18 protein-coding genes are annotated in these 17262 nt (G+C 62.5%); 8 read left to right on the forward strand and 10 right to left on the reverse strand.

Going from position 1 to position 17262, the window contains the following annotated elements; translation table 11 throughout:
- The first annotated feature begins 24 nt into the window (after positions 1-24).
- Complete coding sequence (locus ACXAEH_RS05910) at positions 25-261, forward strand: hypothetical protein (RefSeq protein ID WP_475031533.1); 237 nt, start codon at positions 25-27, stop codon at positions 259-261.
- 207 nt (positions 262-468) lie between these two features.
- The gene (asd, locus tag ACXAEH_RS05915; RefSeq protein ID WP_475031534.1) at positions 469-1359 is read left to right on the forward strand and encodes an archaetidylserine decarboxylase; all 891 of its coding nucleotides are present in this window, start codon (positions 469-471) and stop codon (positions 1357-1359) included.
- Here asd and ACXAEH_RS05920 read toward each other — a convergent pair.
- Positions 1356-1778 (reverse strand): PaaI family thioesterase, encoded by a 423-nt coding sequence (locus tag ACXAEH_RS05920; protein WP_475031535.1) that lies wholly within the window; start codon positions 1776-1778, stop codon positions 1356-1358. The genes asd and ACXAEH_RS05920 overlap by 4 nt on opposite strands.
- A 58-nt stretch (positions 1779-1836) precedes the next feature.
- On the opposite strand from ACXAEH_RS05920, the gene ACXAEH_RS05925 reads away from it, so the two are divergent.
- From ACXAEH_RS05925 to gluQRS, 4 genes are all read left to right on the forward strand, one after another.
- Complete coding sequence (locus tag ACXAEH_RS05925) at positions 1837-2625, forward strand: enoyl-CoA hydratase (RefSeq protein ID WP_475031536.1); 789 nt, start codon at positions 1837-1839, stop codon at positions 2623-2625.
- A gap of 393 nt (positions 2626-3018) precedes the next feature.
- On the forward strand, positions 3019-4374 hold the full coding sequence (gene trmFO, locus ACXAEH_RS05930) for a methylenetetrahydrofolate--tRNA-(uracil(54)-C(5))-methyltransferase (FADH(2)-oxidizing) TrmFO (RefSeq protein WP_475031537.1): 1356 nt from the start codon (positions 3019-3021) through the stop codon (positions 4372-4374).
- 33 nt (positions 4375-4407) lie between these two features.
- Positions 4408-5022 (forward strand): class I SAM-dependent DNA methyltransferase, encoded by a 615-nt coding sequence (locus tag ACXAEH_RS05935; RefSeq protein ID WP_475031539.1) that lies wholly within the window; start codon positions 4408-4410, stop codon positions 5020-5022.
- Positions 5019-5879, forward strand: coding sequence for a tRNA glutamyl-Q(34) synthetase GluQRS (gene gluQRS / locus ACXAEH_RS05940; protein ID WP_475031540.1), 861 nt, complete (start codon positions 5019-5021; stop codon positions 5877-5879). Before ACXAEH_RS05935 ends, gluQRS begins: the two co-directional genes overlap by 4 nt.
- Positions 5880-5924: 45 nt before the next feature.
- Here the strand turns inward: gluQRS and hisI are convergent, their stop codons facing one another.
- Positions 5925-6302, reverse strand: a complete 378-nt coding sequence (hisI, locus tag ACXAEH_RS05945; RefSeq protein WP_475031541.1) for a phosphoribosyl-AMP cyclohydrolase — start codon at positions 6300-6302, stop codon at positions 5925-5927.
- A gap of 58 nt (positions 6303-6360) precedes the next feature.
- On the opposite strand from hisI, the gene ACXAEH_RS05950 reads away from it, so the two are divergent.
- Complete coding sequence (locus ACXAEH_RS05950; protein WP_475031542.1) at positions 6361-6813, forward strand: iron-sulfur cluster assembly scaffold protein; 453 nt, start codon at positions 6361-6363, stop codon at positions 6811-6813.
- Positions 6814-7051: 238 nt separating this feature from the next.
- On the opposite strand, the gene ACXAEH_RS05955 is transcribed toward ACXAEH_RS05950, so the two are convergent.
- The 5 genes from ACXAEH_RS05955 to sciP form a co-directional block, all read right to left on the reverse strand.
- The gene (locus tag ACXAEH_RS05955) at positions 7052-7174 is read right to left on the reverse strand and encodes a hypothetical protein (protein ID WP_019296173.1); all 123 of its coding nucleotides are present in this window, start codon (positions 7172-7174) and stop codon (positions 7052-7054) included.
- A 148-nt stretch (positions 7175-7322) separates the two neighbouring features.
- Positions 7323-9413 carry an ATP-dependent DNA helicase RecG gene (recG, locus tag ACXAEH_RS05960; protein ID WP_475031543.1) on the reverse strand — a complete coding sequence of 697 codons (2091 nt, stop codon included), beginning with the start codon at positions 9411-9413 and terminating at the stop codon, positions 7323-7325.
- On the reverse strand, positions 9410-11728 hold the full coding sequence (gene ligA, locus ACXAEH_RS05965; protein ID WP_475031544.1) for an NAD-dependent DNA ligase LigA: 2319 nt from the start codon (positions 11726-11728) through the stop codon (positions 9410-9412). Before ligA ends, recG begins: the two co-directional genes overlap by 4 nt.
- A gap of 108 nt (positions 11729-11836) precedes the next feature.
- Positions 11837-12556: a response regulator transcription factor CtrA gene (gene ctrA, locus ACXAEH_RS05970; RefSeq protein WP_475031545.1), complete on the reverse strand. Its 720-nt coding sequence runs from the start codon at positions 12554-12556 to the stop codon at positions 11837-11839.
- A 117-nt stretch (positions 12557-12673) separates the two neighbouring features.
- A complete protein-coding gene (gene sciP, locus ACXAEH_RS05975; RefSeq protein WP_475031546.1) occupies positions 12674-12961 on the reverse strand; it encodes a CtrA inhibitor SciP in 288 nt (95 codons plus the stop codon).
- A 147-nt stretch (positions 12962-13108) separates the two neighbouring features.
- Between sciP and mnmA the strand changes: the two genes are divergently transcribed.
- Positions 13109-14254: a tRNA 2-thiouridine(34) synthase MnmA gene (gene mnmA, locus ACXAEH_RS05980; protein WP_475031547.1), complete on the forward strand. Its 1146-nt coding sequence runs from the start codon at positions 13109-13111 to the stop codon at positions 14252-14254.
- A gap of 265 nt (positions 14255-14519) precedes the next feature.
- Here the strand turns inward: mnmA and lpxB are convergent, their stop codons facing one another.
- Genes lpxB through lpxA form a run of 3 tightly spaced genes read right to left on the reverse strand, consistent with a single transcriptional unit; the run spans position 14520 to position 17261 of the window.
- Positions 14520-15686 (reverse strand): lipid-A-disaccharide synthase, encoded by a 1167-nt coding sequence (lpxB, locus tag ACXAEH_RS05985; protein ID WP_475031548.1) that lies wholly within the window; start codon positions 15684-15686, stop codon positions 14520-14522.
- Positions 15683-16471, reverse strand: a complete 789-nt coding sequence (locus ACXAEH_RS05990) for an LpxI family protein (RefSeq protein WP_475031549.1) — start codon at positions 16469-16471, stop codon at positions 15683-15685. The genes lpxB and ACXAEH_RS05990 overlap by 4 nt, the downstream gene beginning before the upstream one ends.
- Before the next feature lie 4 nt (positions 16472-16475).
- Positions 16476-17261 carry an acyl-ACP--UDP-N-acetylglucosamine O-acyltransferase gene (lpxA, locus tag ACXAEH_RS05995; protein WP_475031550.1) on the reverse strand — a complete coding sequence of 262 codons (786 nt, stop codon included), beginning with the start codon at positions 17259-17261 and terminating at the stop codon, positions 16476-16478.
- Position 17262: the final 1 nt, after the last annotated feature.

The raw sequence follows: 17262 nt of genomic DNA on the forward strand, positions 1-17262 counted from the left end.
CACTGCGCCGCAAGGGAGGCGCACATGGCTCATATCAACAAGGTCATCAAATCGGTCAAGCTGGATGGCGAACTGGTCTGCACCGATGTCTTCCAGCGCCCGGACGGCACCTATGGCTTTGACGAGTTCCGCCGCGACCCCGAGGACGGGCGCGGCTGGTACAGCATCGGCCACTACGGCGGGCAGGCGTATAAAGATGCCAAATCCGCAATTGCCGCGGTCAGGGCGCAAATCCACTGGCTGGAAGATAAGCTGGCTTAGAACGCCGCCGGTCACCGCGCCCTTGAGGCCATTTCCTTTCACAAGCAGTGCCCGGCAGCAGCTTCTTTCTGGTCTCAAATACTCCGGGGTGAATTGGCCGATGGCCAAGAGGGGCGGCGCCCCTCTTCTGTGCCCGCAAATCCCCCTTGGCGCGGGCTTGGCATCTTGCTAGGCGCAGCGGGAGCGAAACCGAACCTGGCAGGCCCCATGCAGCACGACCCGATCCTTGTTGTTGACCGCGAGACCGGCGAGACCTTTGAAGAGGTCGTGCTGGGCGAGAAATGGATCCGCTGGGCCTATCAGAACGCCAGCGCAAAACCAGTGGAGAAGCTGTTGTTCCGCTCCGCCATGGTCAGCCGCCTCATGGGTGCCTGGTTCAGCTCGCGGTTTTCCAAGGGTAAAATCCAGGCAGTAATCGAAGAGCTGTCCATCGACATGCAGGAGGCCACCGCGCCGGCAGAGAGCTACGCCTGTTTCAACGATTTCTTCGTGCGGAACCTGAAACCGGAAGCCCGGCCCTACAGCACCGACCCGAAGGACATTGTTTCCCCTGCCGATGGCCGGGTGCTGGTGTTTCCGGAACTGGCGGAAGACGTCTTTGTCCCGGTCAAGGGCTGCCCGATGTCAATCAACACCATGCTGCCCGGCATCGCAGACCGCTTCATTGGCGGCGCGCTGGCCATCGTGCGGCTGTGCCCGGCGGACTACCACCGTTACCACTTCCCCGCTGCCGGGCGGATCGCGGGCACACTGGACATCGAAGGCGCGCTGCATTCGGTGAACCCGATTGCGCTGGGGGCCGGGCCGGATGTGTTTGGCGAAAACAAACGCAGCTGGACACTGGTCGAGACCGGAACCTGCGGCACCTACTGCTTTGTCGAGGTCGGCGCCTTTGGGGTCGGCTCCATCGTCAACACCCGCACCGAAGGCGCAGTGCAGAAGATGGACGAGAAGGGTTATTTCAAATTCGGCGGCTCCACCGTGGTGGTGGTGTTTGAGCCGGGCAAGATCCGCTTTGCGGACGACTTGGCGGCCAACAGCGCCAATGGCCGGGAAACCCTGGTCAAGGTCGGCCAGCCCTTCGCCACTGCACTCTAACGCTTGGGCGGGATCGAATAGGTCATCGAGGCGCGGGCGACAGGTTCATTCTGACCTTCGGAGTACATCAGCACGTCGGCCACCGCCAAGACGCGCCCCAGTTTCAACAGCCGCGCCTCGGCGATCACGTCGGCACGCGCCACCGGCTTGCGCATGAAATCCAGCGAACAATTCGTGGTCACCGCCAGCGCCTCGCGCCCCAGCCGCGACAGGATCAGCGCGTAGATTGCGCAATCTGCCAGCGCAAACATCGACGGGCCGGACACTGTGCCGCCGGGCCGCAGGTGCCGTTCTGCCGTCAGCAGCCGCATCCGCAGGCCATGTTCATCCATCGCGTCGATGGCAAAGTCGTCTTTCACCTGCGGAAAGATCTCATGCAGGTAATCCGTCAGACCTGCGACATCAAATGCCAGTGCCATGCTTTTCCTTTCCCTTCGCGCTGTCTAGAGTTGCCGCAGGATTTGGGAGGAGAGCAAGATGGCAATTCTGGAACGTTGCGACACCGGCGGCATTGCCCGGCTGACCATGAACACGCCGGAAAAGCTGAATGCGCTCTCGGATGAGATGCTGGCAGCGCTGCAGGAGCAAATTGATGCCTTGCGCGAGGACAGCAGCATCAAGGTGGTGATCCTGTCCGGCACCGGCAAGGGGTTCTGCGCAGGCCATGACATCAAGCAGATGACCGCAGGCCGCGCCGCGGAAGACGGCGGCAAGGCCTATTTCCAGGATCTGTTTGCCCGCTGCACCAGCGTGATGACCGGCCTGCAGTCTTTGCCCCAGCCAGTGATCGCCCAGGTCCACGGCATCGCCACGGCGGCGGGCTGCCAGTTGGTGGCCTCTTGCGATCTGGCGGTAGCGGCGGAGGGCACCAGATTCGGCGTCAATGGCGTCAACATCGGCCTGTTCTGCTCCACCCCGATGGTGGCGCTGTCCCGCAACATCCCCCGCAAGCAGGCGTTTGATCTGCTGACCACCGGTGAATTCATCGACGCGGAACGTGCCGTCGATCTGGGCCTGGCCAACCGCGCCGTACCGCTGGAGGAACTGGACGCAGAAACCACCAAGCTTGCCGAAACCATCGCCTCGAAACTCGGTGCTGCGGTGAAGATCGGAAAACAGGCGTTTTACGAGCAGCTGCAAATGCCGCTGGATCAGGCCTATGCCTATACCAGCGGAGTGATAGTCGAAAACCTGATGTACCGCGACACCATCGAAGGCATGGCCGCCTTCATCGAAAAGCGCACGCCGGACTGGCAGGAAACCTAAGCCCATAGGAGAATTCCGGCGTTTTCTCCGGTTTTCTCCGGTATTCTCCGGTATTCTCCGAAAATTTTAGGCTTTGTTTACTAATCCGCACTAACTGTTTCCATAAGAAGCCGATCAACCGCTTCCAATCTGGGCGGAAAGATGGCAAAGATTGGGCACAGCCGACGAGCAATCACTGGCTGGCACAATTTGGGCTGCTGCTGCGGAAGGGTCCCTCCAGCCGGATCTCTCTCACCGGTGTACCATTCCCGCAGCGGCGGCCCCAAATTTCCCCCTCCCGGCAATCAGGTTCAGCACTTCCCGGCAATCGCAGGGCAATTGTGGCAGCACTGCGGCCCGCCTTGGGCTTCCATATCTGTTGCACCGGCCCGCCCCCTGCCCTATGTCGCGAGCATGACAGAACATTCGGCACAGACATTGCATATCGTGGGCGGCGGCATGGCCGGGTCCGAAGCCGCCTGGCAGGCGGCAAACATGGGCGTATCCGTGGTGATCCACGAAATGCGCCCCAAGGTAGAGACCTTTGCCCATCAGACCGGAAACCTGGGTGAAATGGTGTGCTCCAACTCCTTCCGCTCGGATGATGACGAGCAGAACGCTGTGGGGCTGCTGCACTGGGAAATGCGCGCAGCAAACGGTCTGATCATGACCACCGCGGACGAGCACCGGCTGCCCGCCGGCGGCGCCCTGGCGGTGGACCGCGATCCCTTTGCCGAAACCGTGACTGCCAAGCTGAAGGCACATCCGAATGTGTCGGTGTCTTATGAAGAAATCACCGGATTGCCCGCGGACGGCCACTGGATCTTTGCCACCGGCCCGCTGACCTCGCCCGAGCTGGGCAAGGCGATCCAGGCGGAAACCGGCGCCGAGGCGCTGGCCTTCTTCGACGCCATCGCGCCGATTGTCTATGCCGAGAGCATCGACATGTCCCAGGCCTGGATGCAGTCGCGCTATGACAAGGGCGAAACCGAGGAAGAGCGCACCGCCTACCTCAACTGCCCGATGGACAAGGACCAGTACGAGGCCTTCATCGACGCGCTGCTGGCTGCTGACAAAACCGAGTTCCATGAGGGCGAAACGGCTGGCTATTTCGACGGCTGCCTGCCGATCGAAGTGATGGCCGAACGCGGCCGCGAGACGCTGCGCCACGGGCCGATGAAGCCGGTGGGCCTCACTAATCCGCACCAGCCCGAGATCAAGGCCCATGCGGTGGTGCAGCTGCGCCGCGACAACACGCTGGGGACGCTGTTCAACATCGTCGGCTTCCAGACCAAGATGAAATACGGCGCCCAGACGGAGGTCTTCAAGATGATCCCCGGGCTGGAGAACGCCAGCTTTGCCCGCCTCGGCGGCATCCACCGCAATACTTTCCTGAACTCGCCCACCCTGCTGGACAGCCAGATGCGGCTTAAGTCCCGGCCCCATATCCGTTTTGCCGGCCAGATCACCGGCGTTGAGGGCTATGTGGAAAGTGCCGCCATGGGTCTGCTGGCCGGCCGCCTGGCCGCGGCTGAGATGCAGGGCCAGGAGCTGCCCGAGGTGCCGCAGGACAGCGCCATGGGCGCGCTGATCCACCACATCACCGGCGGCGCCGAGGCCAAGACCTTCCAGCCGATGAACGTGAACTTCGGCCTGTTCCGCCCGGTTGACGGCCTCAAAGGCGGCCGCCGCGGCCGCAAAGACCGCTACAAGGCCTATACCGACCGCGCCAAAGAGGTCTGGCAGCAGTGGCTCGCAAACTTTTCCTAGACGGAATGCGTCCGCCGCGCCTAAGCTTAAGGTATGAGCGAAAAGTTTCTGGACAAGGCCTACAACCTTGAAACACCGGAAGCGACCCTGGAGCACTACAACCAGTGGGCCGCGTCCTATGATGCCGAAATAGCTGAAAACGGTTACGCCACCCCGGGGCGGATTGCCGAAGCGCTGGCACAGTTTCAATCAGACCTGAGCGAACCCGTGCTGGATTTCGGCTGCGGCACCGGCCTGTCGGGCCTGGCGCTGCGGCGGCAGGGGTTTGAAACAGTTGACGGCATGGAGCCATCCGGGGAAATGCTGGCTCAGGCGCAGGCCAAGGGCGCCTACCGCAAGATCACCCAAATTGACGTGTCCAACCGCAAGCCCATCCCGCGCGGCGCCTACCGGCTGATCATCGGCTGCGGCGTTCTGGGCACCGGCGCCGCCCCGCCCGAAGTTTTCGACATGATCCTTCATGCGCTGCCCAAGGGCGGGCTGTTCGCCTTTTCCTACAATGACTACGCGCTTGCCGACCGGGCCTATACTGGAAAACTGATCGAATGGGTCGACGTTGGCGCCGCAAGGCTGCTATTTCAGGAACACGGGGAGCATCTTCCCGGGCTAGACCTGAAATCCACCGTCTATGTGATTGAGAAAGTGTGACATTCACCACCCGCTTTGCGCCATCGCCAACCGGACCGCTGCACCTGGGCCACGCTTATTCCGCTATTCTGGCGCATGACATGGCGATGGCAAAGGTCGGCACCTTCCTGCTGCGCATCGAAGACATCGACCAGTCCCGCGCCCGCCCCGCCTGGGAGGCACAGATCTATGAGGATCTCAGCTGGCTGGGCCTCTCCTGGCCGCAGCCGGTGATGCGCCAGTCAGACCGGCTGCCGCGCTACCGCGCCGCGCTGGACCAGCTCACCGCCATGGGCCTCACCTACCCTTGCCGCTGCAACCGCGCCGATATCGAGGCTGCTGCCGGCGCACCGCAGGAAGGGGTGCCGCAATACGGCCCCGACGGCCGCATCTATCCCGGCACCTGCCGCAGCCGGCTGATGGCCGAAGCAGCCGGCCAGGACGTGATACGGCTGAACATGGAAAAGGCCGTGCGCGCCACTGGCCTTCGCAGCTTTACAGAGACCGGACCGGAATTCGAAGGACAGCATCAACTGGACCCGGACCGGCTCATCTCAATGGTCGGAGACATCATCCTGATACGCCGCAATATGGGCAGCTCGTACCATCTCTCGGTTGTTACCGACGATGCGGATCAGGGGATCACCCATGCGGTGCGCGGCGCAGACTTGTTTGAGGCCACTCAAATCCACGTGCTGCTGCAAAGCCTGCTGGGCCTGCCGACACCCGTCTACCACCACCACTGCCTGATCCGCGACGATCAGGGCAAACGCCTCGCCAAACGCGACGACGCCCGCGCCATCGCCAAATACCGCGCCGAAGGCGCCACTGCGCAAGACATCCGCGAAATGACCGGGCTTCCGCTTCTTTCTGGTTAAAAATACTCCCGCCGGAGGCACGGCCCGCCAGGGCCGTTTCCCAATTCAGCCCATCGGCTTCATCAGTTCAACCTCTTCCCCGTCCCGCACTGCGGTATAGAAACAGGTCCGGCGGTTGGTATGGCAGGCCGCCCCGGTCTGGCGCACCACCGCCAGCAGGCAGTCCCGGTCGCAATCCACCCGCAGGTCCACCAGTTCCTGCACATGGCCCGAGGTCTCGCCCTTGATCCAGAACGACTGGCGCGAGCGCGACCAATAGGTGACCCGGCCGGTCTCCAGCGTCTGCACCACCGCATCCGCATTCATCCAGGCCATCATCAGCACTTCGCCCGAGGTTTCATCCTGGGCTATGCAGGGGATCAGGCCCGCATCGTTATACGTCAGGCTGGCGGGATCGAAAGACATGGTAAAAACCTTTTGCATCTGCTGTTTGGCTCCCTATGTATGGGGAACGGCGAAACAGGGAAACCCCGGGAAGCACATGTCTGGCGACTCCGATCTGATCAAGCTCTATTCCTCCCGCATTCTGGCGCTGGCGGCAGATATTCCCCATCTGGTGCGGCTGGAGGCCCCAGACGCCACTGTCAAGAAACGCTCGCCGCTCTGCGGCTCTGCGGTGACCATCGACATCAAGGTCGAAGACGGGCGGATCGCGGATTTCGGTCAGGACGTGAAGGCTTGCGCGCTGGGACAGGCCTCCGCCGCGGTGGCCGGCGCCAATGTGATTGGCCGCTCGCTGGAGGAAATCGAGACCGCGCGCAATCAGCTGAAGGCGATGCTGACCCAGGGCGGCCCGGTCCCTGACGCCCCCTTTGACGGGCTGGAAGTGCTGCAGCCCGCGCGTGAGTTCAAGAACCGCCACGCCTCGATCATGCTGGCGCTGGAGGCCACGCTGGAGGCCATGCAGACCGCCGCCAAGGAGCAATGCGCCTAAGGCGCCCCGGTCTGCCGCGCTGCAGCAGCATCACCTGAGCCAATGAAAAAACCGCCGCGCATCCGGGCAGATGGCGGCGGCAGTTATGCTCTGCTGTGCGGGACCCGGGCAGGCCGGGCAGGATCTTGAGGCAATCCAAAAAGAGATCGAAACAGGCGGATGATCTCTGGTGCAGTCCGGGACAGGAAAGGGCCGGCCCGGCACAGCAGATGCAATCAGGAAAACGGGTGCAAAGGCCTTAGAACAGGCCCGGAAGATGCAGTGCAGCCACCAGCATCACCATCAGCGAGGCCGCGCCAATGGCGTCCTGCAGCAGGGTCGAATGCGCATTTTGAATGGTGGTCTTGATCTGTGCAATCATGGCTCGGGCCTCCTCCAGTCTGTCTTGCTGCTCTCTGGCAACCTTGTTGCCCCTTTGTTCTCATTTTTAAGAACACCTGTAAAGAACTTTTTGAGAACATTTGCGAACAGAGAGGAACGCCAACAGGAAACGCTTGCGAGCAAGTGCGCTAACCCACTGTAATCAAACGGATTGCCTGATCCTGCTTCATCAGCCACAGGAGAACACGCGCCGCCTTGCCGCGGCCGCTCTCCAGCGCAGGGTCTGCAGCCAGCAAGGCCCGTGCATCGCTTTGCGCAACGGCCATCAGCCCGGCCTGGCGTTCCAGGTCGGCGATGTGGAATTTCGGCAGGCCGGATTGCGCCGTGCCGATCATGTCGCCTGCCCCGCGCATCTGGAGGTCCGTTTCCGAGATCCGGAACCCGTCCTCGGTCTCGCGCAGCACCTCCAAACGCTTGCGCCCGCCCTCGGTGAGCGGCGGCTGATACATCAATAAACAGGTCAACTCGGCACTGCCGCGCCCCACCCTTCCGCGCAGTTGGTGCAGCTGCGCCAGCCCAAAGATCTCCGCCCGCTCGATCACCATGATCGAGGCATTGGGCACGTTCACCCCAACCTCGATCACCGTGGTGGCAACCAGAACTTTGGTCTCGCCTTCGACAAATGCCGCCATCGCCGCGTCTTTTTCGCCTGGCGGCATCTGCCCATGCACCAGCCCCACCGTGCCTTCGCCCAGCACCGCGCGCAGATGCTTGAAGCGCTCTTCCGACGCTGTCAGGTCGCTCAGCTCGGATTCATCCACCAGGGGGCACACCCAATAGCACTGCCGCCCCTCGGCAATCGCCTTGCGCAAGTGATCGACCACCTCCTGCATCCGCTCAGTGCTGATCACCGCGGTTTTCACGGGTTTGCGCCCCGGCGGTTTCTCATCCAGAACCGAGACATCCATGTCACCGTATTGCGCCAGCGCCAGCGAGCGCGGGATCGGCGTCGCGGTCATCACCAGAACATCGGCGCCCTTGCCCTTTTCCGCCAGCTCCATCCGCTGGCGCACACCAAAGCGGTGCTGCTCATCGACAATCGCCAGCCGCAGGTCTCCGAAGTCCACATCCTGCTGAAACACCGCATGGGTGCCGACCAGGATATGAATGTCACCGCGCTTCAGCGCCGCCAGCTTGGCCTTGCGCTCTGCCCCCTTGTCACGCCCGGTCAGAATCTCAATCACCACGCCGGCATCTTCGGCCAGCGGCGCCAGACCCTCCATGTGCTGCTGCGCAAGGATGCCGGTCGGGGCCATCATCACCCCCTGCCCGCCAGCTTCAACTGCGACCAGCAAGGCCATGAAAGCAACCAGCGTTTTCCCCGCACCCACATCCCCCTGCAGCAGCCGGTTCATGCGCTTGCCCGCGGCCATGTCGGCGGAAATTTCCTCAATCGCCCGGGCCTGGGCACCGGTCGGCCGGTACGGCAGCGCCTTCAGCACCCGGGATTGCAGCCGTCCGGTGGCCAGGCTTTGAATGCCACGGGCCTTGCGTTCCGTCTGCCGGGCCAGCGCCAGGGTCAGCTGATGGGCAAACAGTTCATCATAGGCAAGCCGCGCCCGCGCAGACGCCTCGGGCGCCAGATCATCCGCGCCCTGCGGTTCATGCGCTGCCGCAATTGCCTCGTGCCAGGCCGGCCAGTTCTCTTTCAGCACTTGCCCCGGATCAATCCACTCCTCCAGTTCAGGCACCCGCTCCAACGCGCTTTGCGCCGCCTTGAACATGGTCTTCTGTGTCACCCCGTGGGTCAGCCGGTACACGGGTTCAAAAGACGGGATGCCGTCCGCCTCGGCCAGCGGCACCATATGATCCGGGTGCACCATATTGGCGATGCCGTCGAACAGCTCCACCTTGCCCGAAACCACGCGGCGTGAACCTTCGGGCAGCTGAGCCTCCAGATACCGGCTGCGGCCGTGGAAGAAGACCAGCTGGAACTCGGTCTCCGCATCCTCAACGTGAATGCGGTAGGCGCCGCCCCGGTTGCGTGCCGGGCGATGGCGGCCGATGGTTACCTCGACCGTCAGCGTGGCCGGCAGCTCCGCGCCCTGGATAGAGGCGCGCCGCCTCCGATCCACCACGGAATAGGGCAGCGAAAACAACAGGTCACGCGGTGTTTCTATGTCAACCTGGCCAAGGGACTGCGCCGTTTTCGGGCCGACACCTTGCAGGGTCTCAGCACTTGCGAACAGCGGAAACAGGATCTCGGGACGCCCGCTCATGCTTCTGCGATCAGCTCCAGCCAGCCGTCCTCGTCAAGAATTCTCACTCCCAGATCGACCGCCTTCTTCTCCTTGGAACCCGCACCGGGACCGGCCACCAGAATGTCGGTCTTCTTGGAAACTGAGCCTGAAACCTTGGCCCCCAGCGCCTCGGCCCGCGCCTTGGCTTCAGCCCGGGTCATCTTCTCAAGCGTGCCGGTAAAGACCACGGTTTTGCCTGCAACCGGACTGTCCGCGGCAGGCGCATCCGGTGCGACGATAGCAAGCTTGGAAATCAGACGGTCAATGGCCGCACGTTCCTCAGGGTTGGCAAAGGCATCAGACAGGGACAGCCCCAGCACCGCACCGATCCCGTCGACCCCGATCAGATCTGCCCACGCAGACGCCGCGTCAGCCGGAACCTCGCGGGCGGAAACCACTGCCGCGCGGGTGTCCGAAACCTTGGCCCGGCGGCCTTCGTCTGCAGCCTTCTGGCGTTCCGCCTTCTCTGCCTCGTCTGCCGCCCGGTGCGCCAGTGCCGCAGGACGTGCAGTGTCGATGGCATCTGCCATTGCCTGCCAGCCGCGGTAGTGCAGCGCCAGATCACGGCCGGCAACCTCACCGGCGTGCCGCATACCCAAGGCAAAGATCAGCTTGGCCAGAGGGATCGTGCGTTTCTCTTCAATGGCTGCAAAGAGATTGTCGGCGGACCTCTCCCCCCAACCTTCCCGGTTCTTCAGCTGCTGCAGGCCAGAACCGTAATTCGTTTTCAGATCAAAGATATCTGCGGGCTCCTTGATCCATCCATCGGTGTGGAACTGTTCCACCTGCTTGGCCCCTAGCCCTTCGATGTCGAAAGCCGCGCGGGAAACAAAATGCTTGAGCCTTTCAACCGCCTGTGCCGGGCAGATCATGCCGCCGGAACAGCGGCGGACAGCATCGCCTTCCTCCCGCACCGCCGGACTGCTGCATTGCGGGCACACATGCGGGAAGGCAAAGGGCTCTGCGTCTTCCAGCCGTTTGGACAGATCTACCTCCGCGACTTTCGGAATCACATCGCCGGCACGGTAAATCTGCACCCAGTCACCGATGCGGATATCCTTGCCGCCGCGGATTTCCCCGCCCTTGGAGTCGCGGCCCTGGATATAGTCTTCATTGTGCAGCGTCGCATTGGACACCACCACGCCGCCAACTGTCACTGGCGTAAGGCGGGCAACCGGGCTCAGCGCGCCGGTGCGGCCGACCTGAATGTCGATGGCCTCCAGCCGGGTCCAAGCCAGTTCCGCCGGGAATTTATGCGCTATTGCCCAGCGGGGCGTGGTCGAGCGGAAGCCCAGTCGGCCCTGCAGCGCCAGATCATTGACCTTGTAGACCACACCGTCGATGTCATAACCCAGCGTGGCGCGCTGTTCCTCGATGCTGCGGTAATGCGCGATCATGCCGTCAACCGAAGTGCAAAGCCTGGTCAGCGGGTTGGTTTGAAAGCCCAGGGACTGCAGCCTCGAAATTGCCTCCATTTGTGTTTCTGCCAAAGCTTCACTCAACTCACCCCAGCTATAGGCGAAGAACCGCAAAGGCCGCGCGCGGGTTATCTCCGCATCCAACTGCCGCAACGATCCGGCAGCGGCATTGCGCGGGTTGGCAAAGGTCTTGCCGCCGCGTTCCGCATGGCGGGCATTCAGCGTTTCGAAATCTTCATGGCTCATGTAGACCTCACCGCGCACCTCCAGCACCTCCGGCGCGCCGTTCAGCTGATGCGGAATATCCGCGATTGTCATTGCGTTGGCGGTGACATTTTCCCCGACTGAGCCATCGCCACGGGTCGCGGCCTGAATCAGCTTGCCCTGCTCGTACCGCAGCGACAGAGACAGACCGTCTATCTTGGGTTCTGCGGTGAATGCCAGGTTGCTGCCGCTATCCAGGCCAAGGTATTTGCGGATGCTGCGATCGAAATCCGCGACATCGCCGTCCTCAAAGGCATTGCCCAGGGAGAGCATACGGATGGCGTGGCTGATCTTTCCGAACCCCGACGCAGCAGGCGCGCCAACAGAATCAAGCTGAGTTGCCGCAGCAGCAAGATCGGGATGCGCCTCAGCCAAAGTCCGGTAGCGCCGCTTCAGCAAATCATACTCCGCGTCGCTGATCTCCGGCGCATCCGCCTGATGATAGGCAAGATCTGCGGCCTTTAGCCGGATTTCCAGCGCCAGAAATTCTGCCTTGGCTTGCTCCGCCGTCAGGCTGGCCACGTCTTGTTGTTCTGATTGATTTGCCACGCGCGGTCCCTCTTCGTTCTCACCCTCGGTGATACGGTGCTGCGCGCGCCGCGTCCAGCGCATCCCGCGCGCCGCAGGTGCATGGGCCGCCCAAAGCAAAAAGACCCGCCAGCCGGCAGGTCCTTGAAACCGGCGGCACATAGGTCATGTGCCACCTTGGTCCTCACCCTTTCAGGCGCCAACCGCCATCCGGTGATCACCCGACATTTGGTCTTCCTGCGGGTCGCGCAGAACATAGCCGCGGCCCCAGACAGTTTCGATGTAATTCTCACCGCCCGTTGCATTGCTCAGCTTCTTGCGCAGCTTGCAGATGAAAACGTCAATGATTTTCAATTCCGGCTCATCCATGCCGCCGTAGAGATGGTTCAGGAACATCTCCTTGGTCAGCGTGGTGCCCTTGCGCAGGGACAAAAGCTCGAGCATCTGGTATTCCTTGCCGGTCAGATGCACCGCCTTGCCATCGGCTTCAACCGTCTTGGCATCCAGATTGACCGAGATCTTGCCGGTCTTGATGATCGACTGCGAATGGCCCTTGGAGCGGCGGATGATCGCGTGGATCCGCGCCACCAGTTCCTCGCGGTGGAACGGCTTGGTCAGATAGTCATCTGCACCAAAGCCGAAGCCCTTGATTTTGTTGTCAGTATCATCGGCGCCGGACAGGATCAGAATCGGCGTTTCAATGCGGGACATGCGCAGCTGGCGCAGCACCTCATGGCCGTTCATATCCGGCAGTCCCAGATCCAGCAGGATCAGATCATAGTCGTAAAGTTTGGCCAGATCGATCCCTTCTTCCCCCAGATCCGTCGTATAAACGTTCAGGTTGGCATGGGTCAGCATCAGCTCGATGCTTTTGGCCGTGGTCGGATCATCCTCAACCAGCAGAATGCGCATATTATTTTCTCCGCCTGTACACTGTTTCCCTCAGGTCGCGTTAACCTTGGTGGAAAAAAGTTAATGCCTCGTTACCATGATGGTTAATTTACGAATGCAACTCAAGGGCGGCGAAAATTAATTTCCGTCCGGGTTGCGGAATTTCTTGAGCCGGGTGGTTTTCAACGCCTCTTCGCCATGGTCGGCAACGGCAGCAACCCAGCTGCGGAACTCCTCCTCGCTAAGGCCGTAGCGGCGCATCGCCTCCTTCTGCGGCAAAAGCCCGTAAAGCACCCCGCGCACCACCGCTGCCTTGCGCGAGGCAACCCAGCGCTTGGTGGTGGGCGGCGGCAGATCCGCCCGCGTCATGATGGTGCCATCCGGCAGGGTGACCGCACGCGGCCCGTCGACTTTCTTCAAAAACATCCCGTTTCCCTCTCGAAGGTCTTTTCGTTGGGGTCGGGAAAAGAATTTCCGATCAGGCTTAACGGTGCGTGAACCACGCCCCTTGAGAGTTGTTAGGATTTTCCTATATTCTGCGGCGCCTGCCCCCTTGCCTTCAGGAGCTGCCCCATGGCGCTGGACCACAACACCAAACTCAACTCGCTCGGCTTTGCCAAACCGCCTTCCGAAACCCGGGTGGTGGTGGCCATGTCCGGCGGCGTCGACAGCTCTGTTGTTGCAGCATACTTGGCCGATCAGGGCTATGATGTGGTTGGCGTGACGCTGCAGCTATACGATCACGGTGCGGCGCTGGCCAAGAAAGGCGCCTGCTGCGCGGGGATAGACATCCACGATGCACGGCGCGTCGCCGAGGAACGCGGCTTCCCGCATTACGTCCTGGATTATGAGAACATTTTTAAGGATGCGGTGATTGACGAGTTCGCCGACAGCTATCTGGCCGGCGCCACCCCGGTGCCCTGCATCCGCTGCAACGAGCGGGTGAAGTTCAAGGACCTCCTGGAAACCGCCAAGGACCTGGAAGCCGACTGCATGGCCACCGGCCACTACATCCAGCGCAAGATGGGGCCGCAAGGGCCGGAACTGCACTCCGCCGAAGATGCCAACCGCGACCAGAGCTATTTCCTGTTTTCCACCACGCCCGAACAACTGGATTACCTGCGGTTCCCGCTGGGGCATCTGCCCTCCAAGGACGCAACGCGGGAGATGGCGGCGCAATACGGGCTGGCGGTGGCGGATAAACCCGACAGCCAGGACATCTGCTTTGTCCCCAACGGCAATTATGCCTCGGTGATCGAGAAACTGCGCCCAGGAGCTGCCGAGCCTGGCGAGATCGTGCATGCCGACGGCCGGGTTCTGGGCGCGCATGACGGGGTGATTCACTACACCATCGGCCAGCGCCGCGGCCTGGGCATCGGCGGCCTCAGCGAACCTCTGTATGTGGTGAAGCTGGACGTGGACAAGAAACAGGTTGTTGTTGGCCCCAAGGAACTGCTGGCCACCCGCACTATCCCCGTGCGCGAGATCAACTGGCTGGGGGATGAGCCCTTTACCAGCCGCAAAGAGTGGCACCTGAAGGTCAAGGTCCGCTCCACCCGCCCCCCGCGCGAGGCAATCATCCGGCCGCTGACCGATACAACTGCCGAGGTGGAACTGCTGACGCCGGAAGAAGGCGTCTCCCCCGGCCAGGCCTGCGTGTTCTACGCGCCTGAGGGCAGCCGCATCTTCGGCGGCGGCTGGATCTGGCGCGGCTACTGACCCGGTGGTTCTGTCAAGGAAGGCGCAGCCTCCGCGCGGCACGCGCGGCTTGTCCTTGACAGAACTCCCTTAAACCAAAATTGAAACAGCGCCTGAGGGCAGACCTGCCCTTAGGCGCTTCACAGCAGAAAATCCCGCAAAATTTTCGCCCTTCCCGGCCGCCTGTGTTCCGCGGCAGCCCGGCGGCAGGCGCCGCGCGGATGCGCAAGCATCCGCGCCACCGGAAGCCGCGCAGTGGTGGCTCCGCATCCGGTGCGCTTTAAACTCAAACAGCCGGCAGCCGGTCGATAACAGCCCGTGCCGCACGCAAACCAGGCTCTTCTCCGCCCTGCCCTAAACGCTTCATGGTCAATTCCATCGCTTCCAGCTGAGCGCTTGGGTTCGCTGCCAGCGCTTCCAAACGGGCGGAGATGTTTTCCGGTGTGCAATCTGGCCCAAGGCATTCCGGCACCACACGGGTCTCGCTCACCAGATTGACCAGCGTCACGGTATCGATCAGTGCCATGCGCTTCATGATCTGCCAGGTCAGCCACCGGAAATTATAGGCAATCACCATCGGCGTGCGGGCTGCGGCCAGTTCCAGGGACACAGTTCCCGAGGCCGCCAGCGCAAGGCTGGCGGTGGCAAAGGCGGCGCGTTTGAAGGCCTTGGCGCGCTCCGGGCTGTACTGGTTCGGATCCACCATGACGGTGCCCGCCGGCCAATCCTTCAGTGCGTCTTGCACCAAACCCGCGACGGGCGCAGCGGCGGGAACCACAATCCGGTAGTCCGGATACTTGGAAGTGAACTGCACCAGCGCCTTGCCAAACTCCGGGGCCAGACGCGATACTTCCGACCGGCGTGATCCGGGCAGCGCCAGCACATAGGGCGCATTCCCCAAGCCGAATTCAGTGCGGAAGGCGGCAATCTCCGGTTCCGTCGCCTGCGGCTCCGCCACCACCGGGTGGCCGGCAAAATCGCAGTCCATGCCGGCCGCTTCCATATAGGGCGGCTCAAACGGCAAAAGCGCCAGCACTTGGTCGATGACCTCGGCCATCTTCTGCGCCCGCTTGGGCCGCCAGGCCCAGACCGACGGCGCCACGTAATGCACGGTACGGATGTCGCTTTGCTCTTTGACCAGCCGCGCCACCCGCAGAGAAAAATCCGGGCTGTCGATGGTGATCAGCACATCAGGCTTGGTTTCAAGTACCGCTTCAGCGGTCTCACGGATCCGGCGTTTCAGGTGGCGGTACTTTGGCAGCACCTCGGCCAGCCCCATCACCGACAGCTCATCCATCGGAAAGCGCGAGACCAGCCCCTGTTCCGCCATCAGCGCGCCGCCAATGCCGTCAAAGCTGACACCGGGTGCCAGCTGTTTCAGCCCCGCCATCAAGGCCCCGCCCAGCCGGTCGCCCGAAGGCTCGCCCGCCAGGATAAAAACCCGCAGGCTCACGGCTGCCGCAGCCACAGGAACAGGCCAAGCCGGTCACAGGCAGCGATCACCGCCTTCTGCTCCAGCACAATGACGCCGCCTGCCTCCAGCACGATGCCGGAGAGCCCGGCCGTGGCGGCGGCTTCTACCGTTTCAACTCCGATGGTTGGCAAATCTGCCCGGCGGTCCTGCGCCGGTTTTGGGGCTTTGAACAGAAGGCCGCCCTGCCCGTCCGGGCGCTGCCGCAACGAGGTCAGCATCCAGTCAGTGCCAAAGAGGTTTTCGACCGCTATCGCCTGCCGCCCGCGCACCGCACAGGACTGGCCGATATCGGCAGCAGACATCGCCGAAACGATCTCCGCCCCGCGGACGGCATCCGCCTTGTCCAGCTCGCCCGGCTGCACTTTGGTCGGCACTCCCTCGGCCATCAGCAAATCCGGCGCCACCTCATGGGCAGCACGCACCGCAAAACCCGCTTGTTCGAAAATGCCGATAATCGCCCGCAAGGCGCCGTCATCACCAGCAGACAGCGCGCCTTGCAGCACCGGAACCAGCGGCATGGTGGCCGCGTCGATGGCCGACGGATCAATGTTGGGGCGGCGCACCGCACCGGCCATGCAAATCTCGGTGACCTCGGCCGCCTTCAAGCGCTCCAGGAAGGTGCCCAGCTGCTCAAACCGGAAGGTGATCTCAGGATCTACCAAATCCGGCTCGGAACCCGCCATCGCACAGATCAGCGGGCGGCCAGGAGCCCGCGCCGCCACTTCACCCGGCAGCGCGCCGGTGCCTGCAATCACTGCCAGCATGGGATCAGCCTCCCGGAGTCAGGAAGGAGCGGTCGCTTTCACCGGTGATGAAGGCAACGATCTCCTGCACGTACTGGCTCTCGGTTTCATCCCCCAGCCGCTTGGCGCGCTCCTGGAAGGTGCCCTCGCCCTGCGCCAGCATCTGGAACGCCGCCCGCAAAGCGGTAATGTCGCTGCGGGCAACGCCGCGGCGTTTGAGGCCAACCAGATTGAGCCCGTCCAGCTCGCCCCGCTGCGCCTGCACCAGGCCATAAGGAATGACGTCGTTGGTCACCATGGTGACCGCGCCAATGATCGCACCCTTGCCGATGCGCACCCACTGGTGGATGCCGGACAAGCCGCCGATGATCACGTCATCCTCCAGCACGCAGTGGCCCGCCACCGCGGCAGAGTTCACAACGATCACCCGGTCGCCGACCTGCGCATCATGCGCGATATGGCAACCCGCCATGAACAGCCCGTCGTCGCCGATGCGGGTGACACCGCCGCCGCCCTCGGTGCCGGCATTCACCGTCACATGCTCGCGGATGCGGTTGCGCTTGCCGATCACGGTCCTGCATTTCTCCCCCTTGAACTTAAGGTCCTGCGGGATCTCGCCCAGCACCGCAAAGGGGAAGACAACCGTCTCGTCGCCGATCTCGGTGTCGCCGGTCACGACCACATGGGATTTCAGAACAACCCGGTCCCCCAGCACAGCCTCGGCGCCAACCAAGCAGAAGGGACCGATTTCGCAATCCTTTCCAAGCTTGGCGCCCTCTTCGATTACGGCACTGGGGTGGATCCGGCTCATC

The sequence above is a fragment of the Leisingera sp. ABM4_060 genome, from assembly GCF_056158765.1.